The organism is Kocuria sp. p3-SID1428 (assembly GCF_025149945.1).
Taxonomy (GTDB): domain Bacteria; phylum Actinomycetota; class Actinomycetes; order Actinomycetales; family Micrococcaceae; genus Kocuria.
The window spans coordinates 36,396-57,732 of record NZ_JALXVH010000012.1 but is presented as its reverse complement, the minus strand read 5'-3'; the positions used below and the strand labels follow the sequence as shown (position 1 = coordinate 57,732).

The following is a 21,337-nucleotide window of genomic DNA, read 5'->3' as shown; positions in this document are numbered from 1 at the left end:
GGCATGAAGCCCACACGGCGCTTGGTCTCCGCGCCGATCTCGACGTAGGCGATGCCGGAGGCCGGCACCAGCGTCAGGTTGCCCTTGGAGTCCTTCAGGGACAGGACGGTGCCCTCGCCCAGCGCAGTGCTGACCAGGTCGGTGGCCTCCTGGGCGCCCAGCGGGGAGTCGACGACGATCTCCCGTCCGACGTGCTGCATCCCGATCTTGATCTCCACGGTTCCTCCTGATGATCTGCGGGCCGCGCGGGGTGCGGCCAGGGTCGTGCCGGAGCACGAGTCTAGGAGCGGGTCACGTCCAGTCCTCGTCGAGCACTCCGATTCCGCCCCAGGCTAAACGGAAGACCAGCAGCTGGGCCTCCTCGCGCGAGAGGAGGTCCCGATGCCGCGACCAGTAGCCGGCGCCCGTCTGGACCATGTCGGTCAGGGACCGCGAGAGCATGACGGCGGCATCCCGGCTCAGCCCCGCGTTCGGACCGAGCACGTTGCCCACGCCCTCGGCCACCCGCATGTGGAAGGCCTCGAAGCGCTCGCCGATCTGCGGAACGGCCATGAGATCGGACTCGAAGATCAGCCGGTAGGACTGCGGATCGAAGTCCACGAAGTCGAAGTACACGCGCAGCATCTCCTCGACGCGGGCGCGGTTGACCGTGATGCCCTCGCGGGCCTCGGCGCCCTGCAGCGCCTCGAGCAGATCAGAGCCGAGCCGGTCCAGGCTGTGCTCGACGAGCGCCACGTAGAGCTCGTGCTTGCCGGGGAAGTGCTGGTAGAGCACCGGCTTGGACACGCCGGCGGCCTCGGCGATCTCCTCCATGGACACGCCGTGGTAGCCGCCCTCCGAGAAGACGGTGCGGGCGACCTGCAGAAGCTGGCGGCGGCGCTGCTCCTTGGGCAGACGGGTGGTGCGGGGATGGGATGCGCTCATAGGGCTCCTGGGGCTCAGCCAGCGGCGCGGGGCAGCTGCCGGTGGCCGTCGGCCGAGTCGTGGTGTGCGCGCGGCCCGGGGGACGGCTCGGCGTGCTGATGAGTGCGGCCGAGGCCGCAGGGGCGGGTGTCCGAGGGCTCCGCCGCGTCTTCGCGGGAGGAGCCGGGACCAGGGGGATCAGGGGCCTCGAGGGGCTCGGGGGTTTTCTCGGGGAGCTCGACCGACAGGCCGAACAGGGCCTCGAGTCCGGTGAGGTAGTCCTCGGCGCGGCCCTCCTTGGCCATGCGCCGGGCGCGGACCGTGGGCTCGTGGAGCAGGGACTTCACCATGCGGCGCATGGCGAACTCGACCTCCTCGGCGGCGGCGGTGCAGCCGTGCTGGCGGCGGACCTTCTCCAGCTCGGTGTCCAGCACGGACATGGTGTGCTTGCGCAGCGCCACGATGGCGGCGTCCATGTCCCGCTCGGAGCGGCGGTCGCGGAAGCGCTTGGCGGCCTCGGCCACGATCCGGCGGGCGGAGGCGACGGACTCCTCGGTGGCCTCCGGGGCCGCGAGCTTGACCGACTCGAGGGTGATCAGCTCCACGCCGTCCAGGTCCACGACCGAGGGGTCGAAGTCCCGCGACAGGGCCAGATCGACCACGGTGAGGGGGCCTGCGGGAAGCTGGTCGGCCGACAGCGGCTCGGAGCCGCCGGAGCAGCCGATCACCACATCGGCGCGCTCGAGGGCCTCGCGCAGGCCGTCGACGGGCACGGGGGTGCCGCCGCGGTTGGCCGTGAAGGCCTCGGCTCGGCCGGAGGCGGAGTGGACCTCGATGTCCGCGCAGCCGCGATCGCGCAGCGCGGCCATGGTGGCCCCGGCGTAGGCGCCGGTGCCGAAGACCAGCGCGCGGCGCTCGGGCCACCGGCCGTCGGTGACATCGTCGGCAAGGTCCAGGGCCACGGAGACGATCGAGCGGCCGCGCTCGCCCAGGCTCGTGCTGGTGCCGACCTCCCGGGCGGTCTTGGCGGCCTCCTCGAACAGGCGCACGAGACCGCCGGAGGCGGTGCCGCTGCGCTGGGCCTCGATCAGCGCCCGGCGCACCTGCCCGGTGATCTCGCGCTCGCCCACGACGGCGGACTCGAGTCCGGAGACGACGGTGAAGAGGTGATGGGCGGCGTCCTCGTCGACATGCAGGTCCATGGACTCCAGGACGTCCTCGAAGGCCACGCCGGAGCGCTCGGCCAGCAGGCGGACCAGGGCATCGCGAGCGGAGGCCGGCCCCTGGGCATCGGCGCTGTCGTCGAGCTCGCCGTAGATCTCCAGGCGGTTGCACGTGGACAGCGCCACGGTGCCGCTGAGTCCTGCTGCGGGGCCGAGCTCCAGGGGAGCGCTCGCAGCACCGTCAGCCAGACGCGCGACGGTGCTCAGATCAACGGTGCGGTGGGATGCCACCAAGGAGAACAGGACCACAATCACGCCATCCTACCGCGCGGTCGCAACCCCGCACCGGTGGCGCTGGCCACCTCCTGCCGCAGACGTCCTGTCGCCAAGTCGCCGGGCTCCGCGAGGGCACAATGGGAGGCATGACCCACCCAGCACAGACCTCCGGAGCCGTGACCTCCGCAACCGGACCGCTCACGGACGAGACGGCACCCGACGGCTTCCGCCTGGGATTCGAGCGGCTCGCCCCGGGCCACCCGCTGCGCAGCGCGGGCACCCACGACTCGGCGCTGCTGCGGGAGCTGACCGGGCGCCGGGCGGCCACCCACCCTGTCTGGTTCATGCGCCAGGCCGGTCGCTCGCTGCCCGAGTACAAGCAGGCCCGCGAGGGCACCGCCATGCTCGAGGCCTGCCTGCGCCCCGATCTCGCCGCGGAGATCACCCTGCAGCCCGTGCGCCGCCACGGCGTGGACGCCGGGATCTTCTTCTCGGACATCGTGGTCCCGCTGCGCCTGGCCGGCGTGGGCGTGGACATCGTCCCCGGCAAGGGACCGGTGCTCGAGCAGCCCGTGCGCACCGCCGCACAGATCGATGCTCTGCCCGAGGTGGACGACGAGGCCCTCGAGCCCATCCGCGAGGCGGTGCGCCTGACGACCGCCGAGCTCGGCGCCACCCCGCTGATCGGCTTCGCGGGTGCGCCCTTCACGGTGGCGGCCTACATGGTCGAGGGCGGGCCGTCGCGGGATCATCTGCGCCCGCGCACCATGATGCACGCCGATCCGGGGGCCTGGCGGGCGCTGGCCGCATGGGCGGCGCGGGCGTCGGGCGCCTTCCTGCGGGCGCAGGCGGAGGCCGGCGCCTCGGCCGTCCAGCTCTTCGACTCGTGGGCCGGATCGCTGTCGCTGCGGGACTACCAGGAGCACGTGGCCCCGCACTCGGCCGCGGCGCTGGAAGCCGTGGCGGACCTGCCGATCCCGCGGATCCACTTCGGCACGGGCACCGGGGACCTGCTGGTCGCCATGCGCGAGGCCGGGGCCGAGGCCGTCGGCGTCGATCACCGCCTGAGCCTGAGCGAGGCCGTGCGCCGGGTCGGGCGCCAGACCATCCTCCAGGGCAACATCGACCCCGCCCTGCTGCCGGCTCCGCAGGAGGTGCTGCGCCGCCATGTGGACGAGGTCCTGGCGGAAGGCACTGAGGCAGCAGGCCATGTGGTCAACCTGGGCCACGGGGTCCCGCCGAGCACCGATCCGCAGGTGCTCACGGATCTGGTCGCCTACATCCACGACCAGCAGCCGGCCCACGGTCCCGGCCGCGGCTGAGAGCCGGCGGGCGCCGGCGGCGCAGACACTGTGCTGTCGGAGCCCGGTGGCATCCTGGAGGAGATGAGTGGGGACGGCGCTCGTGGCTGCGCAGACCGGCCGGTCCCCGCAGCAGCAGTCGGATCAGCAGGCGCCTGGGTGCAGGCGCACCAGCGCAGGAAGGACGTGCAGCGGTGGAGCAGACCGTGTCGGGGCCCTCGGGCCAGGAGCGCGTGCGAGGACCGCTGCGCTCGGCGCTCGTGGTCGGCGGCGGCATCGCAGGGCTGTGCGCCGCGCGGGACCTCGCCGCAGCTGGGCTGCGGGTCACCCTGGTGGAGGCCCGCCCCCAGTTCGGTGGCTCCGTCGGCTCGCACCTGGTCGACCACCTGGTCCTGGACTCCGGAGCGGACTCCTTCGCGACCCGCTCGGACTCCGTGGCCGATCTGGCCCGGGAGCTCGGCTTGGGGGATCGGATCATCGCCCCGGAGCCCCTGGGGTCCTGGACGGCCCTGCCCGATGGCCCTCGGCCCTCGCAGCGCACGGGCATCCTGGGCATCCCCGGGGATCTCTCCGAGCCGGGCCTGGCCGAGACCCTCGGGCGCTTCGGGCTGTGGCGAGCGCGCGCCGACCTCAGACGCCCGGCCAAGGTCGGCGCGCAGGCGCGGACCCTCGGGGAGCTCGTGCGCCAGCGCATGGGTACGGCGGTGCTGGAGCGGATGGTCGCCCCCTTCACCATGGGCGTGCACTCGGCGCACCCGGACGCCCTGGACCTGGACACCGTCTCCCCGGGGATGCGCCAGGCCCTGCGCGAGCACGGCAGCCTCAGCGGCGCGGCGGCCTCCCTGCGCCGGGCAGCACCTCCGGGAGGCAACGTCGCCGGTCTGCGCGGAGGCATGAACACCCTGGCCGAGGCTCTGGTGGAAGACCTCAAGCAGCGAGACGTCAAGCTCGTGCTCGGCTATGACGTCCTGGCGGTGGACCGCGATCCGCGACGCCCCGGCTGGATGGTCCTGCAGCGTCAGCCGGAGTTCGGCGACAAGTCCGCGATCGCCCGCGGCGAGCTGCTGGTCATGGCCTCGGACGGGCCCACGGCAGTGCGGCTGCTCGGGGCGCAGTCCCGGGAGATCTCCGAGTTCCAGCCCAAGCCGGGCCCCCAGATCGCCCTGGCCACTCTGGTCGTCGACAAGCCGGAGCTGGACGCGGCGCCCCGCGGCACCGGGATCCTGGTCTCCGAGTCCGTCCCGGACGTCCATGCCAAGGCCCTCACGCACGTGAGCGCCAAATGGGGCTGGGTCCGCCAGGCCCTGCCCCAGGGCCGTCACGTGCTGCGTCTGTCCTATGGGCGGGTCGACAGCTCGGGGCGCACGGTCTCCCCGGAGCTGGAGCTCAAGGACGATCAGCTGCTCACCCTGGCCATGCGCGATGCCTCGCACCTGCTGAGCGTCGAGCTGCCGCACTCCTGCCTGGTCGACGCCGACGTCGTGCGCTGGGAGCAGGCCATGGCCCGCCCGTCGGCCGGGCACGCCGAGAAGGTCGCGGCCTTCCGTCAGGCCGTGGGGCAGATGCAGGACGTCGCCGCGGTCGGTTCGTGGCTCTCCGGCACCGGTCTGGTCGCCGTGGTGGCGGATACCCGCAGGGAGATCGCCCGCGTGCTCCAGGGCCACGGGGTCACCGAGCCGCCGGCAGGCTGACGCACACAGGGGCCCTGGCCCCGCGAACCCCAGCACAGCAGCCCGATCGGGTCGTCCGATCGGAGCCGAACGAGAGGAGTCCCTCACATGTCCGCTCAGAGCACCGAGCAGGCCCAGGACGTCCAGCAGCAGGAGACCCAGCACTGGGCCGTCTGGTCCGTCTACGCCCGTGACAACGACCGCACCGTGCCCACTCACGAGCAGGAGAAGGCCGCCGTCCAGGAGTTCGACGCCCTCGTCGAGCAGCTGGCGGCCGAGGGCATCGTGGTCCGCGGCACCTACGACGTCTCCGGTCAGCGCGAGGACGCCGACATCATGCTGTGGCTGCACGGCCACGACCCCGCCGCCCTGCAGCTGGCCCTGCGCCGCGCTCGCCGCACCGCGCTGCTGGCCGGCACCCACCAGGTCTGGGCCGCCATGGGTGTGCACCGCGAGGCAGAGTTCACGGCCAGTCACTCGCCGTCCTACGCCCTGGGCATCGCCCCGGAGGCATGGGTCTGCGTCTACCCGTTCGTGCGCTCCTACGACTGGTACTGGATGGATCCCGAGGACCGCTCGCGCATGCTGCGCAACCACGGCATGAAGGCCCGCGACTACCCGCAGGTCCTGGCCAACACGATCGCCTGCTTCGGTCTCAACGACTTCGAGTGGATGCTCGCCCTGGAGGCACCCGAGCTGGTAGACCTGGTGGATGTCATGCGCCACTTCCGCAACACCGAGGCCCGGCTGCACGTGCGCGAGGAGACCCCGTTCTACACCGGTCGACGGGTGAGCACCGCGGACCTGGCCGAGGTGCTGCGATGACCGCGCCCGGAACCGCCCATGCGCAGGACGAGCCCGAGCTCGCGCCGTCGGCGGTGAGCATCCCCAGCGGGGCCGCGGTGGAGGCTTCGCCGCGCCCCGTCGAGGCACCGCAGCTCAGCCGGGCTCGTGCCCAGGACCCCCAGGACTGGGATGCCATCGTGCTCTCGTCCTTCGGCGGCCCGGAGGCTCAGGAAGACGTCATCCCCTTCCTGCGCAACGTCACACGGGGCCGCGGCATCCCCGACGACCGGCTGGAAGCCGTGGCCGGGCACTACCGCGCCAACGGCGGCGTCTCGCCGATCAACGCGCAGAACCGCGCGCTGCTGGCCGCGCTCGAGCAGGAGCTGCGTCGGCGGGGGATCGAGACCCCCATCACGTGGGCCAACCGCAATTGGGAGCCCTACGTCGCCGATGTCCTGCAGTCCCTGCACGACCAGGGCAGCCGTCGGGTGCTGGTGCTGGCCACCTCCGCGTTCTCCGGATACTCGTCCTGCCGGCAGTACCGCGAGGACTGGGGAGCCGCGCTCGAGCAGACCGGGCTCGGCGAGCAGATGGCCGTGGGCAAGATCCGCCAGTTCTACGACATGGACGGGTTCCTGGAGCCGTTCGTCGACGGGCTATGCGAGGCCCTGATCGAGAGGACCGAGGGCGGTCCGCTCAGGATCCTGTTCGCCGCCCACTCCGTGCCGGACACCGATGCCCTGGCTGCCGGCCCCGAGACCATGAGGCAGCGCTTCGCGACCGGCTCCGCCTACGCGGATCAGCTGCTCGCCGCCTCGCGGGAGGTCATGGAGCGCGCTCGGGCGCGGCTGCAGGACGATGGCCGCGAGCTGCCGGCGCAGCTGAGCTGGGATCTGGTGTTCCAATCGCGTTCGGGTCCGCCGTCCATGCCGTGGCTCGAGCCGGACATCAACGATGCCGTCGAGCAGGCGGCGGATGACGGCGCAGGCTCCGTGATCGTGGTCCCGATCGGCTTCGTGTCAGATCACATGGAGGTGCTCTGGGATCTCGACACCGAGGCCCGCGAGACTGCGCAGGAGCGCGGCCTGGGCTTCGTGCGCACGCCGACTCCGGGAACCCACCCGGCGTTCGTGTCCGGGCTCGCGGATCTGATCGAGCAGCGCATGGCCGCACGGTCGGCCGAGCCCAGGTCGTCGGCGTGCAGCGACGGCACCTGGTTCGATGCCTGCCCCGCCGACTGCTGCGTCAAGATCCTGCGCGGCAGCGCCGAGCCGCGGCCCACGATCGCGCAGCGGCCTGTCGGCGAGCCGATCCCGGTCGGCGTCGACGAGACAGGTCAGGTGACGCTCGCATGAGCGGGCGGACCCACGAGAACGATCAAGAAGGCCAGGACATGAGCGAGGCAGAGCGCACCGAGGACCAGCGGCAGCCGGCCGCCGTGCTGCGAGTGGGCACGCGCGGCTCCGCGCTGGCCCGCACCCAGACCACGTGGGCTGCGGACCGGGTGGCAGAGGCCGCCGGAGTGGCCCACGAGCTGGAGATCATCCGCACCGAGGGCGATGTCCTCACCGGGTCGCTGGCCACCCTGGGCGGGACCGGCGTGTTCGCGGCAGCGCTGCGCGTGGCCCTGCTCGAGGACCGCGTCGACATGGCCGTGCACTCGCTCAAGGACCTGCCCACGGCACCCACCCCGGGCCTGTCCATCGGCGCGGTGCCCGAGCGCGAGGATCCCCGCGATGCCCTGTGCGCCCGCGACGGCCTGCGCCTCGAGCAGCTTCCCGAGGGGTCGAAGGTCGGCACCGGTTCGCCCCGGCGGGCGGCTCAGCTGCTGCTGGCCCGTCCGGACCTGCAGATCGTGGACATCCGGGGCAACGTCCCCACCCGCCTGGCGCGCGTGGCCGGGCTGGATCCCGAGGGGCCCGGCGACCTCGACGCCGTGGTGCTGGCAGCCTCCGGCCTGCGCCGACTGGGCCTGCAGGCGCACATCACCGAGGCGCTGGACCCGTCGGTCGTGCTGCCCGCTCCCGGGCAGGGGGCGCTGGCCCTCGAGATCCGCACCGAGGTGCTCGACAAAGACCCAGAGCTCGCCGAGCAGGCCTCCGGCTCCGCCCAGGAGGCCGCCGCCGCACAGCGCGCCCGCCCCGGGCAGCACGCGCTCGACAGCGCCCTGCTGCAGGGTCTGGCACGGATCAACCACCTGGAGACCCGCTGGGCAGTGACCGCCGAGCGTGCGCTGCTGGCGCGGCTGGAGGCAGGCTGCGCCGCTCCGGTGGGCACGCTGGCCACGGTCGCCAACGGCATGCTCACCCTGCGGGTCGCCGTGGCCTCCCCGGACGGGACAGAGGTCATGCGCCGCACCGAGGCCTCGCACGAGCTGTCCACGGCCGCCGCTCGGGAGCTCGGGCGGCGTGTGGGCGATGGCCTGCTCGCCGACGGCGCGGCCCGACTGGCGGGGCTGGCCTGAGACCGGTGTCCGCAGCCTTCCCGTCCAGGGACTCGTCGCGGCTCAGCGCGCCGAGCGCCGGAGCCTGCGCGCAGCGCCCTGCGTCCAGGGCGGCAGGCTCGGAACCGCGGGCGGGGCAGCCAGGGCCGGGGGGGCAGGGGCAGGAGCCCCCGGCCCGCTGCGCAGACAGCCCGCTTCGGGGCCGGACCGTGGTCGTGACCCGCACCCCGGATCGGGCCTCCGAGCTGCTGGGGCTGCTGCGCGAGCGCGGAGCCCAGCCCGTGCTCGTTCCCGTCAAGGAGGCCGAGCCGGTCACCGGCCGGCAGCGTCAGGACCTGCTCGAGCTGCTCGAGACGGCGGCGCAGGGGCCGAGGCTCGCAGCGCCTCTCGGCAGCTCGACCGAGGGCTCCTCGGCGAAGCTGCCCTCAGCACAGCTGCCTTCGACCAAGGGCCGCTCGCCGGCACCGGCCGCAGGTTCCCATGGGGCCCCGGACCGGGCCAAGCCCCTGTGGCTCGTGGCGACCTCGGCCAACACGGTGCGCGCCCTGCATCGTCTGGCACTCGAGACGCACGAGTGCGGCCTCGGGGACCTGCTGGGTCCCGGCATCGAGCGCGGGCTGCGCGTGGCGGCCGTCGGGCCGGCCACTGCGGCCGAGCTCGAGAGCCATGCCGTGCCCGTTCATCTGCAGCCCCATCGCACCGCCTCGGCCGCCGGGCTGCTCGAGACCTGGGCCCACCCGCAGGAGCCGGGGAGCCTCGTCTCGGAGCCGGAGCCCGCCGCCGCGCACTCGGAGACCGAGCAGGTGACCCCCGCCCCGCCGCGGCCCGGAACCGTGCTGCTGCCCCAGTCGGCGGCGGCCTCGCCCGAGCTGACCCGCGGGCTGCAGGAGCTGGGGTGGCAGGTGCGGCGCCGCGACGCCTACCGGATGGCTCCGTGGCCGGCCGAGGATCCCCTGGTCGCAGCACCCGCGGCGCAGCACGACACCGTGCGCACCGTCGAGCAGGCCTGCTCGGAGCTGGCCGCCGGGACGGTCGACGGTGTGATCCTCACCGCGCCGTCGGCTGTCCGCGCGCTGGCAGACGGGCTCGTGCAGGCTTTTTCGACCGCGCTGGCGGTCATCGGGCAGCCCACGCACACCGCCGTCGTCGCCCTGGGCCTCGAGGCGGTCGTGGCAGAGTCCACGGCGCCGTCCGGGCTCGTCGAAGCACTCGAACGGGCCGTGGCCGCTCCGCCGGGGCTCCAGCGGCCCGCACCTGAAGACATCGCTTTATCAGCACAGGAGGAATGACATGAACGATCGCCTCGATCGCACTACAGCAGCCGAGGCTCCGGGGAGCCGTCGATTCAGCGTCGATCTGCCCCACCGCCCGCGGCGCCTGCGCCAGTCCGAGACCATGCGCCGCCACGTGCGCGAGACCCGCCTGCACCCGTCGCAGCTGATCCTGCCGGTGTTCGTGAAGGAGGGGCTGCAGGAGCCGGTCGAGATCGCCTCCATGCCCGGGGTGGTGCAGCACAGCATGGACTCGCTGCGCCGTGCGGCCGCCGAGGCGGTCGAGCTCGGGCTCGGCGGCATCATGATCTTCGGCGTCCCCACGGCCCTGGACGCCTCCGGCTCGGGCCTCACCGACCCGGACGGGATCCTCAACCGGGCGCTGCGCGAGGTCCGCGACGAGGTCGGCGATGACCTCCTGGTGATGGCCGATCTTTGCCTGGACGAGTTCACCGATCACGGGCACTGCGGGGTGCTGGATGATCAGGGCCGCGTCGACAACGACGCCACCCTCGAGATCTACGCGCGGGCCGCGGTGGCCCAGGCCGAGGCCGGAGCCCACGTACTTGGCCCGTCCGGGATGATGGACGGCCAGGTGGGGGTCATCCGCGATGCCCTGGATGCCGCCGGATACCAGGACATCGTGGTGCTGGCCTATGCCGTGAAGTACTCCTCAGCGTTCTACGGCCCGTTCCGCGAGGCCGTCGACTCGTCTCTGACGGGCGATCGCAAGACCTACCAGATGGACGCCGCCAACCGGCGCGAGGCCCTCCGCGAGCTCGAGCTGGACCTGTCAGAGGGCGCGGACATGGTCATGGTCAAGCCGGCCATGTCCTACCTCGATATCCTGCGGGAGGTGGCCGACCAGTCGCCGGTGCCGGTGTCCGCCTACCAGATCTCCGGGGAGTACGCGATGATCCAGGCGGCCTCGGCCAACGGCTGGATCGACCGCCGCGCCGCGGCCCAGGAGTCGGTGCTGTCGATCGTGAGGGCAGGCGCCGATACCGTGCTGACCTACTTCGCGACCGACTTGGCCCGCTGGTGGCGCGAGGACAACGGCCTGCGCTGAAGCCCGGATCCACACCGCTGCCCAGGCGGGGCACGGACACCCACGACGACCTCGTGCGAGCGGGGCGCCTGTTACGACGCAGCCGCTGCCCCGCGGCGCACCCGCATCACAGGAAAGGACCCCTAATGTCAGTCTCCGAAGAGCTCTTCGAGCGCTCTCGTCGCGTGATCCCCGGAGGGGTGAACTCGCCGGTGCGTGCGTTCGCCTCCGTCGGGGGCACCCCGCCGTACATCTCCGCAGCGCGCGGGCCGTACCTGACCGATGCCGATGGCCGCGAGTTCGTCGATCTCGTGGGGTCCTGGGGTCCGGCGCTGGTCGGGCACGCACACCCCGTCGTGCTGGAGGCCGTGCACGCCGCCGTCGAGAAGGGCCTGTCCTTCGGCGCCTCCACGCGCGGGGAGACCGAGCTGGCCGAGCACCTGGTCCAGCGCGTCTCGGCGCTGGATGAGATCCGCATGGTCTCGACCGGCACGGAGGCCACCATGACCGCGCTGCGCCTGGCCCGCGGGGTGACCGGTCGCGACCTGGTGATCAAGTTCGCCGGCTGCTACCACGGCCACGTGGACTCGCTGCTCTCGGAGGCCGGCTCCGGTGTGGCCACGCTGTCGCTGCCGGGATCGGCCGGAGTCACCGAGGCGACCGCTGCCGAGACCCTCGTGCTGCCGTACAACGACCTCGACGCCGTGCGCGAGGCCTTCGCCGCCCACGAGGGACGCATCGCCGCCGTGATCACCGAGGCCTCCCCGGCCAACATGGGCGTGGTCCCGCCGGATCCGGGCTTCAACGCCGGCCTGCGGGAGATCACCCGGGACCACGGCGCCCTGATGATCTTCGACGAGGTCCTCACGGGCTTCCGCGTGGATCCCGCCGGCTACTGGGGCCTGAGCGCGCCCCAGGAGGGTGGCTGGGAGCCGGACATCTTCACCTTCGGCAAGGTCATCGGCGGCGGACTTCCGGTCGCAGCGCTGGGCGGTCGCCGCGAGGTCATGGAGCACCTGGCCCCCACCGGCCCCGTTTACCAGGCCGGCACGCTGTCCGGGAACCCGGTTGCCATGGCCGCTGGTCTGGCCACGCTCCAGCTGGCCGACGACGACTGCTACCGGACCATCGACAGGCACTCCGAGCAGCTGCGCGGCGAGGTCTCCTCGGCCCTGTCTGCCGCCGGGGTGGACCACTCGATCCAGAGCGCCGGGTCGCTGTTCTCGGTGACCTTCGGAACCTCGGATCGCCCGGTGCGCACCTACGCGGATGCCAAGTCCCAGGAGGTGTTCCGCTGGGCGCCGTTCTTCCACTCCATGCTGGAGCAGGGCGTGTACCTGCCGCCGTCGGTGTTCGAGGCCTGGTTCCTCTCCGCGGCGCACGACGAGTCCGCCATGCAGCGCATCATCGACGCTCTGCCCAAGGCCGCCGAGGCGGCCGCCCAGGCGCAGCCGGCAGGCGCCTGACCGGCCACGGGCCCAGCCGCCCGGAGATGGCAGCGCCCCGGTCCCTTCCGCATCGCGGAACGGGGCCGGGGCGCTGAGTCTTCAGCGGCGATTCAGCGGTTGTCGCCGCCGAGGATGTCGTCCTTGGCATCCTTCAGGTGCTCGCCTGCCTGCTGGACGTTCGAGGAGTTCTCCTGCTGCTCGCCCGCGCCCTGCAGGCGCTCGTCTCCGGTGGCCTCGCCGATCTTCTGCTTGGCCTGGCCCGAGACCTCCTGGGCCTTGTTGCTGATCTTGTCACCGAGTCCCATGGGAACCTCCTGTGCTCTGGTGCCGGCCGTCAGGCCGACGGGGGAGTTGCAAGTCTACTGCGGGAAACCGATGCGCGGCAGTCCTGCCGGGGTCATCCCTGCTGGTCACGCACCGGCCATGTGCCGTCGATGATGATGCTCGGGTCCTGACGGCGCTCGCGCAGGAACTCCTGGAAATCGGTAGCCTGCTCGGCGGCCCACTCGATCTGCTGCCCGTGGATCTGCGCAGCCGGCATGCGCAGCTCGGCGAACTCCTCGGCCAGGCGGCGTGCGACCTGCTCGGCGGCCAGGGCGTCCGCCGCGGAGGTGTGGGCCTCCTCCAGGTCCACTCCGTAGGCCTCGGACAGCGCCACGAGCGTGCGCTTGCCGCGCCAGCGCACCCGCACGTGCTTGTGCATCACATAGGGGTCCAGCACCGGGAAGGCCTCAGGAGCCTGCAGCCCGTGACGCCGGGCCTCTGCGGCCAGCACGGTGAAGTCGTAGGAGGCGTTGAAGGCCAGCACCGGGATCCCGCGCTCCAGCAGGTCCGCGACGGCTGCCACGATCTCCGGGACCGCCTCCGCGGCCGGGCGGCCGTGCTCGCGGGCGTGCTCGGTCGAGATGCCGTGCACCGCTGCCGCGCCCTCGGGGATCTCCACCCCGGGATCGGCGAGCCAGTCCCAGCGCTGCACGATCTCGCCCCGGGCGTCGATCAGCAGCAGCGCGGCGGTCACGATCCGGCACTCGTGGGCGTCCTTGCCCGTGGTCTCCAGGTCGAAGGCCGCACGCGGCAGCTCGTTCCAGGGGGTGCTGGAGTCCTGAGAGCCGGCGGACGGGCCGTGGGCCCGAGGCTCCGACGAGGTCGGGGCATGAGCGCTCGACTGGGCGGGGTCCGTGGCCTGTTCGGAGGCCTCGGCCTGCTCTGGGTGGCCCTCCTGCTGCGGGCGATCCGCCTGCTCGGGGGCACCTGGCGGTGCGGCGGGAGCCTCGAAGAGCGGCAGCTGAGCCTCCTGCGGCTCGGACTGCGCAGGGCTCGCCGCAGTGCTGCGCGACGAGCTCGGGAGCTCGAAGAGCGGGTCGGTCTGCTCGGACGGATCGGGTCTGCTGGCCATGCCAACACCGTACGGAGGCGCTCCGACAGCACTGCGCTGCCTCTGTATCCGCGCAATCTCTGTGTCCGCACAATGCGCGCGAGGTGCATCCGCGCTCGGCGCACTGTGCTGCCTCGTCGAGCGCTGCGGCGGAGGGCGCAGGCCACCACGGACTTGTGGCACCGACAGCGACGACGACGCGCCGGCGTACCGAGGGCGGCTTGTGCTGTCGGAGCGCTGTGGTGCGATGTGGCCATGTCCCAGCAGCGGCCGTCGCATCCCCCCGAGCCCGTCGTCGATCTCTCCGCCGCGCGCTCGGCTTGGCGCCTGGTTCCGGCGCAGCGCAGCTCGCTCGTGCTCCCGGAGCTCGCGGCCCTGGACGATGACCAGCGGGAGGTCGCAGGGCTTCAGACCGGATGCGGTCCGCAGCTCGTGCTGGGGGCGCCGGGCACGGGGCGGAGCACGGCCCTGCTCTCACTGGCCGCACGCCGGCTGCGCGAGGGGCTGCCCGCAGACCGTCTGCTGGTGCTCACCCCGTCACGCGCTGCGGCCGCTCGTGCCCGGGACACCCTGACCGCCACCGCGGCCACCACCATGACCTCTCCGCCGGTGCGAGCCTGGCAGGCCTACGCCTTCGACCTCCTGCGCAGGGCGCAGGCGGAGGGGCTGCTGCCGGGAGTCGATCAGCCGCCCCTGCTGCTGTCGGGACCCGAGCAGGACGTCCTGCTCAAGGAGCTGATGGCCGGGCACCGGAAGGGCCACGGCGCCGCCGTCGTGTGGCCGCCGGATCTCTCGGAGGCCGTGGGGACCCGTGGGTTCCGGCAGGAGATCCGGGACCTCTTCGACCGGGTGTGCGAGCACGGGCTCAGCCCGGAGGATCTCGAGCAGCTGGGGCGGGAGATGCAGCGCCCGGACTGGATCGCCGCCTCGGTGCTGCGCCGTGAGTACCTGCGCGTGCGCCGTCTGCGCATGCCGGAGGCCTTCGACCCCGCAGCGCTGGTGAGCGAGGCCTGCCGGGCCCTCGTGGAGAACCCCGAGTTCCTGCACCGGGAGCAGCAGCGGCTCGAGTTCGTGGTGATCGATGATCTCCAGGAGGCCACGCCGTCGATCCACCGTCTGCTGGAGGTGCTGTGCCGGGGTCGCGACGTCGTGATCGCCGCCTCGCCGGACACCGTCGTGCAGGGCTTCCGCGGCGCTCGCCCGGACCTGCTGCGCGGGCTCGAGGACCGCCTGGGCACCCCCGAGCGCCCTCTCACGCGTCGCGTCCTCGGAACTGGGCACCGAATGCCGGAGGCGATCCAGCTGGCCTGGCAGCGCGCGGCGCAGCGGATCCCCGCGCTCGAGACCGCTCAGCACCTCCGGCGTCCGCGGCCGGTGATCCAGGGGGAGGAGCCGGCGGGGGCGCGGCTGCCCCAGGCCGTCCTGCTCGGCTCGGCCGCGCAGGAGGCCCGCTGGATCGGCCACGCCATCCTCGAGCGCCACTTGCTGCAGGGCGTGGCGCTGCAGGACATCGCGGTGATCGTTCGTTCGAGCGATCGCCTGCAGTCGCTTCAGCGCCATCTCACCGCACTCGGAGTGCCCGTGACCACCTCGGCGGCGGAGACCCCCGTCCGGGACGAGTCCGCCGTGAAGCCGCTGCTGTCCGCTCTGCGGCTGATCGTGGCCGAACGCACGACGGACCGCAGCGCGGACCACCAGATGTCCGACCCACAGGCATCCGAGCCGCAGACGTCCGAGACACGGGCACGCGGGCAGCAGGACCCCGCCGCGGCGCAGCCCGGGTCGCAGAGGTCGGTGGAGGCTCCCACGGCAGGCGAGAGCCCCGCGCAGCACGGTGCCGTGCTGGAGGCGCACGAGGCCGTCGAGCTGCTCAGCTCGCGGATCGGCGGCGCCTCGGCCATGGACCTTCGCCGCCTGCGTCAGCGCCTGCGCGCCCATGAGCTGCGCTCGGGCGGAGGACGCAGCTCGGACCAGCTGCTCGTGGAGGCACTGCTGGACCCCACCGTCATGGAGCAGGCCGGTGTTCGAGCCGCACCAGCGCGTCGGGTCGCACGGATGCTGCAGGCAGGACGCACCGCGCTGCGCGCCGACGGCGCCACCGCCGAGACCGTGCTGTGGGCCCTGTGGGATGCCTCCGGCGTGGCCGGTCGCTGGCAGCGCACAGCCCTGGCCGGAGGTCCTGAGGGCCAGCGGGCCGATCGCGACCTCGACGCCGTGGTCGCGCTGTTCGGCACGGCCGAGCGCTTCGCCGATCACCGTCCGGGAGCTGGTCCGCAGGAGTTCCTGGACTTCCTGGAGAACCAGGACCTGCCCATGGACACCCTCGCGGCACGGGCGCCCACCGGAGCCTCCGTGGAGATCATGACCCCGGCCACTGCCGCCGGACGCGGTTGGCCGGTCGTGTTCATCGCCGGGCTGCAGGAGGGCAGATGGCCCAACACGGCGCTTCGGGGTCAGCTGCTGGGAGCCCAGCGGCTCACGGATGCGGTTGAGCTCGGCGTGGACGTCGCCGCCCAGACCAGCCCTGCCGCCCGGCTCACCGAGGTCCGCCATGACGAGCTGCGCCAGTTCGCCACGGCCGTCTCCCGGGCCTCGCGCGAGCTGATCGCCACGGCGGTGGCCTCCGAGGAGGAGAACCCCTCGGAGTTCCTGGACCTCGTGGACCCGTGGGACCCCTCCCTCCACCCGGAGGCCGCTGAACAGGCCCGTCCCGTGCGGGCCGCGCCGCGTCCGCCCACGCTGCGGGCGCTGACCGCCGAGCTGCGCCGGGCGCTGCAGCAGGAGACGGCCCCGGAAGGACAGCGGGAGGCGGCAGCCAGGCTGCTGCACCGCTTCGCCTCCTCGCCGGAGCCGGTGGACGGGGCCGCCCCGCACCAATGGTGGGGCCTGCTGCCGCTGTCGTCCTCGCACGAGGTCCTGGATCCGCAGCAGCCTGTGCCACTGTCGCCCTCGCGCATCGAGACCATCCAGCGCTCCCCGCTGGACTGGTACGTGGCCACGGCCCGTGCGGAGGAGGCCTCGGATGCCGCTCGCTCGGTCGGCACCCTGGTCCACTCGATCGCGGAGGAGGCCCCCGAGGGCACGGGAGATCAGCTGGCCGCGCAGATGCATCGCCGATGGCGTGAGCTCGGGCTGCCGGATACCTGGGAGTCGGATCTGCTCAAGGAGCGTGCCGAGACCATGCTGCGCCGCTTCGCCCAGTACGTGATCCAGGCCCGCAAGGACGAGCATCGGCGCCTGGCCCTCGTGGAGGGAGGCTTCCAGGTCCTCATTCACGGTCGCGCGCGCGATGCCCTGCTGCGCGGTCGGGTGGACCGCCTCGAGATCGACGATCAGGGCCGATTCGTGGTGGTCGACCTCAAGACCGGGCGCAGCGCACCAGCCAACAAGGATCTGCCCGAGCATCCGCAGCTGCTGGCCTATCAGGCGGCTCTGGCCGCCGGCGCAGGCCAGGCCATGGTCGACGAGCAGCAGCGCGACTCGCAGCAGGAGGCGCTCTCGCAGGGGCAGCAACCCGAGCAGCAGGAGCCCCTGGTCCTGCAGGAGGGCCCTCTGCAGCACCTGCCCGGCGGGGCGCTGCTGGTCCAGCTGGGCAAGGACACGGTCAACGTCAGCACGCAGCTGCAGGACGGGCTCACCGAGGACGGCGGGGTGCGGGTCCGCGAGCTGGTCGCGGCGGCCGCAGACCTGGTGGCCGGTGATCGCTTCCTGGCCAGCCACACCGCCGGGTCCAACACGGGCCACGGCGGGATCGGCTGCAGCCTCCCGGAGATCTGCCCGCTGTGCGCCGAGGGACGGCAGGTCACCGAATGAGCGAGTCCAGAGCCTCCAGCCACCGCAGGGCTCACCACCGGATCAACGAGGAGACCGAGAAGGAGCCCGGCATGGCCTCTGAGCACAGCACCCGCCCCCAGGACGCGCCGTCTGAGCAGACTCCGGGATATGGCACCTCGGAGCCCGAAATGCCGGCCTCGAGCGGAGGCGCCGGGGAGACCGGAAAGCAACCCCACCCGTACCTGGGCATCGAGCCGCGGTGGAGCCCCCAGGAGCTCGCAGAGGCACTGGGCGGCAACCAGCCCACCCCGCAGCAGGCGGAGGTGATCGCGGCCCCGCTGACCCCGCGGCTCGTGGTCGCGGGCGCAGGCTCCGGCAAAACGGCCACCATGGTCGATCGGGTCGTGTGGCTCGTGGCCAACGGCATCGTGAGCGCGGATCAGGTCCTCGGCGTGACCTTCACTCGCAAGGCAGCCGGAGAGCTGCGCGACCGCGTCCGCGGGCGGCTGGGTGTGCTGCGCTCCAAGGGCCTCGTCGTACCCGCTGCGCAGGACTCGGCCGCGGCCTCCTCGGAGGACCCCAGCCAGAGGGCAGGGGCCGCGCAGAGGGAGACCTCGCCGGTGCTCGAGCCCACGGTGCTGACTTATCACTCATACGCCAGCACGCTCGTGCGCACCTACGGGCTGCGGATCGGCCTGGAGCCGGAGACCGCCCTGCTCGGTCCGGCCCAGGCCTGGCAGATCGCCTCGCGCGTCGTCGAGTCCTGGGACGGCGAGGTCCCGCCGGACCTGCGGATGTCCACTGCTGTCCAGCAGGTCCTCGCGCTGTCGTCGGGGGCGGCCGAGCACCTGCTGGACCTCGATGACATCCGCAGGCACACCGACCGGCTCGGACAGGCCATGCTCGAGACCTCGCCGCGGCCGGGCAGCCGGAAGAAGAAGATCACCAAGGACATCCAGCAGGCCGCTGATCGGCTGCTGCGCACGGGCGTGCTGTGCCGCATGGCTCAGCGCTATCAGCAGGCCAAGGAGGGGGCCGAGGTCATGGACTTCGGCGATCTCCTCAGCCATGCGGCGCGCCTTGCGGAGGAGGACCGGACGTGCGGCCCCTCCGAGCGCGAGCGGTACCGCGTGGTGCTGCTCGACGAGTTCCAGGACACCTCGCACGCGCAGATGCAGATCTTCGCGAAGCTCTTCGGCCACGGCCATTCCGTGATGGCGGTGGGGGATCCCCAGCAGTCGATCTACGGCTTCCGAGGGGCCTCGGCCGGACAGCTCTTCGGCTTCAGCGACCACTTCCCGGTGCCGGGGGATCCCGAGGACGCCGTCTCGTTCCTGACCACGGCCTGGCGCAATGACACGGCGATCCTCGATGCCGCGAACAGCACCGCAGAGCCGCTGCGCACCCCGCCGCCGTGGAGCACCGGCGGTGCCGGGCAGGGCCTGAAGAAGGTCCCGGGGCTGGACCCGCGCCCCGGGGCGCAGCGCGGGCAGGTCCTGCTCTCCCGTCACCGCTCGGATCAGGAGGAGGCCGCCGCGATCGCCGAGCAGATCCTGACCGCGCGCGAGCAGTCGCACGGTGACCAGAGGCTGCCCACCACGGCGGTGCTGTGCAGGCGCCGAGCCCAGTTCGAGCCCGTGCGCCGCGAGCTGGTCGCACGGGGTCTCCCAGTGGAGGTCGTCGGCATCGGCGGTCTGCTGCAGGTGCCGGAGGTCGTCGACATCGTGGCCACGCTGCGGGTGCTCACCGACCCGGGCCGCTCCGACTCCCTGGCCCGGCTTCTGACCGGTGCCCGCTGGCGGCTGGGCGCCCATGACCTCGCCGCACTCGGCGACTGGGCCGGGCACCTCGAGCGGCGCCGCAGCGCTGCCGCGGACATGGGCCTGATCGAGGACATCGACTCGCCGGGTGAGCCTCAGGACGCGGTGAAGGACCAGCCTCCGGAAGACGTCCTGGTCGAACCGGACCGGGTCGACGCAGCCTCCCTCGTGGAGGCCGTAGAGACCCTGCCCCGCCCGGAGTGGGTCTCCGGATCCGGGCGCAGCCTCAGCGAGACCGGCCGGCAGCGTCTGGTCGCCTTCGCCGAGGAGCTGGCCGAGCTGCGGACCTGGCTCTCGGAGGACCTGGCCACGATCATCTCGGTGATCGAGCGGAGCCTCGGCCTGGACATCGAGGTCGCCGCCCGACCGGAGGCCCGAGCCGAGCAGGGACGCCGCGACCTGGACGCGTTCCTCGACCTGGCGGCCTCCTTCAGCGCGGCCAGCGCCACGCAGGACGTCGGGGCGTTCCTGGCCTGGCTGGACGTCGCCTCCCGCGAGGAGAAGCTGGACACCGCCGCGCCGGAGCCCACGCCGGGGGCGGTGCAGCTGCTGACCGTCCACGCCTCCAAGGGCCTCGAGTGGGATCACGTGCACGTGCCCGGGATGAACCAGTCGCACTTCCCCTCGACCAAGGACACCCGGTGGCTCAAGGACCCCTCGGACGTCCCCTGGCCGCTGCGCGGGGACCGCGCGTTCCTGCCGCAGTGGAGCGAGGACACCTCGGACCTCGACGCCCTCAACGACTCCCTGGAGCAGTTCAAGGAGGACGCCGCCCAGCATGCCGAGGCGGAGGAGCGCCGTCTGGCCTACGTGGCCTTCACCCGGGCCAGGAGCTGCCTTCACCTGTCCTCGAGCGCATTCTCGGGCGCTGCCGCCACACGGCTGAGCCCGTCGCGATTCCTGCTGGAGCTGCTGCCGCTGACCGGCCAGCCGGGGCTGGAGATCGCTCGGGAGGCGGCCCAGGAGAAGGCCTTCGACTCCGCACCGGTCGCGCTTCCGCAGGACGAGCAGCATCGGGTCATCGATGGCATCGAGCTGGCGGGCTGGGAGGACGCGGCCGCTGACGAGAAGAACCCCGAGCAGTCCCGCCGCCTCTGGGCGGCCTGGCCCTATGACCCCCTCGAGGGCCCCGTGGTCATGGAGACCCGCGGCGAGCAGGCCCAGGCGCCCACCGATCCGCAGCAGCCAGGAGTCGAGACCCATCCGGCACCCCACGCCGGTCGGCGCGCGCGCGTGGAGGCTGCGGCCCGGCAGGTGAGCCAGCAGACGGAGAAGACCCAGTCGCAGACCGGGCCGACGGAGATCGACAGCCCAGAGATCGCGCAGAGCATCCAGGCTCCTCAGATCGCCCGCTGGCTCGAGGAGGCCCGCGTCCTGCTGGCCGCCCACGAGACGCGCAGCGAGGTCCAGGAGCTGGCCCTGCCCTCGCACCTGTCGGCCTCCACCGTGGTGGAGCTGGGTCGCAACCCGCAGGCGGTGGCCGCTCAGTTCCGCCGTCCCATGCCGCGGCGCCCCGGTATGGCCGCTCGGGCCGGCACGGCCTTCCACTCGTGGATCGAGGAGCACTTCCAGTCCTCGGCCATCTTCGATCTGGACGAATTCCCCGCCGAGGACGACTTCGTGGACGAGTCCTACGATCTCCCGCGCCTGGCCGAGATCTTCCGGGCCGGGCAGTGGGGCAACCGGCAGCCGTGGTCGGTCGAGCATCCCATCGAGACGCCGATCTCGGGGGTCACCATCCGCGGTCGGATCGACGCCGTCTTCCGCTCCGAGGATGGCCGCTGGGAGCTCGTGGACTGGAAGACCGGCGCGGTGCCCTCGGAGGGGGAGCTGGCACGTCGAGCCGTGCAGCTGGCCGTCTACCGGCTGGGCTGGTCTCGGCTGCAGGGGGTGCCGATCGAGGACGTGTCCGCGGCGTTCTACTTCGTCTCCGAGGACCGCACCATCCGCCCTCACGACCTGGCGGATGAGCAGCAGCTCGAGCGCATGGTCAGCCGCGCCTTCGACTGAGCCGATCGCCGTCGCAGCCCCGGACTCCACGGCCGGAGCTGACGGAGAC

15 protein-coding genes are annotated in these 21,337 nt (G+C 72.6%); 10 read left to right on the top strand and 5 right to left on the bottom strand.

The window, feature by feature from the left end; genetic code table 11:
• From M3E84_RS04420 to M3E84_RS04410, 3 genes are all read right to left on the bottom strand, one after another.
• The coding region (locus M3E84_RS04420; protein ID WP_259894804.1) for a DUF3107 domain-containing protein at positions 1-218 on the bottom strand (218 nt) is incomplete at its 3' end.
• 73 nt (positions 219-291) lie between these two features.
• Entirely contained in the window at positions 292-924 is a 633-nt protein-coding gene (locus M3E84_RS04415) for a TetR/AcrR family transcriptional regulator (RefSeq protein ID WP_259894803.1), read from the bottom strand.
• 14 nt (positions 925-938) lie between these two features.
• Positions 939-2,375 carry a glutamyl-tRNA reductase gene (locus tag M3E84_RS04410; RefSeq protein ID WP_311200527.1) on the bottom strand — a complete coding sequence of 479 codons (1,437 nt, stop codon included), beginning with the start codon at positions 2,373-2,375 and terminating at the stop codon, positions 939-941.
• A gap of 104 nt (positions 2,376-2,479) precedes the next feature.
• Here M3E84_RS04410 and hemE point away from each other — a divergent pair, with 104 nt between their 5' ends.
• The 8 genes from hemE to hemL all read left to right on the top strand — a co-directional run bounded on the left by hemE (position 2,480) and on the right by hemL (position 12,327).
• Entirely contained in the window at positions 2,480-3,664 is a 1,185-nt protein-coding gene (hemE, locus tag M3E84_RS04405) for a uroporphyrinogen decarboxylase (RefSeq protein ID WP_259894801.1), read from the top strand.
• Positions 3,665-3,837: 173 nt separating this feature from the next.
• Complete coding sequence (gene hemG, locus M3E84_RS04400) at positions 3,838-5,334, top strand: protoporphyrinogen oxidase (protein ID WP_259894799.1); 1,497 nt, start codon at positions 3,838-3,840, stop codon at positions 5,332-5,334.
• An 87-nt stretch (positions 5,335-5,421) separates the two neighbouring features.
• Entirely contained in the window at positions 5,422-6,138 is a 717-nt protein-coding gene (gene hemQ / locus M3E84_RS04395) for a hydrogen peroxide-dependent heme synthase (protein ID WP_259894798.1), read from the top strand.
• The gene (locus tag M3E84_RS04390) at positions 6,135-7,454 is read left to right on the top strand and encodes a ferrochelatase (protein WP_259894796.1); all 1,320 of its coding nucleotides are present in this window, start codon (positions 6,135-6,137) and stop codon (positions 7,452-7,454) included. Before hemQ ends, M3E84_RS04390 begins: the two co-directional genes overlap by 4 nt.
• A gap of 38 nt (positions 7,455-7,492) precedes the next feature.
• A complete protein-coding gene (hemC, locus tag M3E84_RS04385; protein ID WP_259894794.1) occupies positions 7,493-8,563 on the top strand; it encodes a hydroxymethylbilane synthase in 1,071 nt (356 codons plus the stop codon).
• A 194-nt stretch (positions 8,564-8,757) separates the two neighbouring features.
• Positions 8,758-9,831 (top strand): uroporphyrinogen-III synthase, encoded by a 1,074-nt coding sequence (locus M3E84_RS04380; protein WP_259894793.1) that lies wholly within the window; start codon positions 8,758-8,760, stop codon positions 9,829-9,831.
• 1 nt (position 9,832) lies between these two features.
• Positions 9,833-10,882 (top strand): porphobilinogen synthase, encoded by a 1,050-nt coding sequence (gene hemB, locus M3E84_RS04375; RefSeq protein WP_259894792.1) that lies wholly within the window; start codon positions 9,833-9,835, stop codon positions 10,880-10,882.
• A 125-nt stretch (positions 10,883-11,007) separates the two neighbouring features.
• Positions 11,008-12,327, top strand: a complete 1,320-nt coding sequence (gene hemL / locus M3E84_RS04370; protein ID WP_259894790.1) for a glutamate-1-semialdehyde 2,1-aminomutase — start codon at positions 11,008-11,010, stop codon at positions 12,325-12,327.
• A gap of 92 nt (positions 12,328-12,419) precedes the next feature.
• Here the strand turns inward: hemL and M3E84_RS04365 are convergent, their stop codons facing one another.
• Both M3E84_RS04365 and M3E84_RS04360 read right to left on the bottom strand, forming a co-directional pair.
• Positions 12,420-12,614, bottom strand: coding sequence for a CsbD family protein (locus M3E84_RS04365; protein WP_259894789.1), 195 nt, complete (start codon positions 12,612-12,614; stop codon positions 12,420-12,422).
• A gap of 92 nt (positions 12,615-12,706) precedes the next feature.
• Complete coding sequence (locus M3E84_RS04360; protein WP_311200428.1) at positions 12,707-13,705, bottom strand: 3'-5' exonuclease; 999 nt, start codon at positions 13,703-13,705, stop codon at positions 12,707-12,709.
• Positions 13,706-13,939: 234 nt separating this feature from the next.
• On the opposite strand from M3E84_RS04360, the gene M3E84_RS04355 reads away from it, so the two are divergent.
• On the top strand, positions 13,940-17,497 hold the full coding sequence (locus M3E84_RS04355) for a UrvD/REP family ATP-dependent DNA helicase (protein WP_259894787.1): 3,558 nt from the start codon (positions 13,940-13,942) through the stop codon (positions 17,495-17,497).
• Positions 17,494-21,288, top strand: a complete 3,795-nt coding sequence (locus M3E84_RS04350) for an ATP-dependent DNA helicase (protein ID WP_259894785.1) — start codon at positions 17,494-17,496, stop codon at positions 21,286-21,288. Before M3E84_RS04355 ends, M3E84_RS04350 begins: the two co-directional genes overlap by 4 nt.
• Positions 21,289-21,337: the final 49 nt, after the last annotated feature.

Excerpts from the sequence above, each read along its gene's own strand:
- M3E84_RS04415 (WP_259894803.1), bottom strand. The coding sequence starts at position 924 with ATGAGCGCATCCCATCCCCGCACCACCCGTCTGCCCAAGGAGCAGCGC.
- hemE (WP_259894801.1), top strand. The coding sequence starts at position 2,480 with ATGGGAGGCATGACCCACCCAGCACAGACCTCCGGAGCCGTGACCTCC.
- hemQ (WP_259894798.1), top strand. The coding sequence starts at position 5,422 with ATGTCCGCTCAGAGCACCGAGCAGGCCCAGGACGTCCAGCAGCAGGAG.
- M3E84_RS04390 (WP_259894796.1), top strand. The coding sequence starts at position 6,135 with ATGACCGCGCCCGGAACCGCCCATGCGCAGGACGAGCCCGAGCTCGCG.
- hemC (WP_259894794.1), top strand. The coding sequence starts at position 7,493 with ATGAGCGAGGCAGAGCGCACCGAGGACCAGCGGCAGCCGGCCGCCGTG.
- hemB (WP_259894792.1), top strand. The coding sequence starts at position 9,833 with ATGAACGATCGCCTCGATCGCACTACAGCAGCCGAGGCTCCGGGGAGC.
- hemL (WP_259894790.1), top strand. The coding sequence starts at position 11,008 with ATGTCAGTCTCCGAAGAGCTCTTCGAGCGCTCTCGTCGCGTGATCCCC.
- M3E84_RS04365 (WP_259894789.1), bottom strand. The coding sequence starts at position 12,614 with ATGGGACTCGGTGACAAGATCAGCAACAAGGCCCAGGAGGTCTCGGGC.
- M3E84_RS04360 (WP_311200428.1), bottom strand. The coding sequence starts at position 13,705 with ATGGCCAGCAGACCCGATCCGTCCGAGCAGACCGACCCGCTCTTCGAG.
- M3E84_RS04355 (WP_259894787.1), top strand. The coding sequence starts at position 13,940 with ATGTCCCAGCAGCGGCCGTCGCATCCCCCCGAGCCCGTCGTCGATCTC.
- M3E84_RS04350 (WP_259894785.1), top strand. The coding sequence starts at position 17,494 with ATGAGCGAGTCCAGAGCCTCCAGCCACCGCAGGGCTCACCACCGGATC.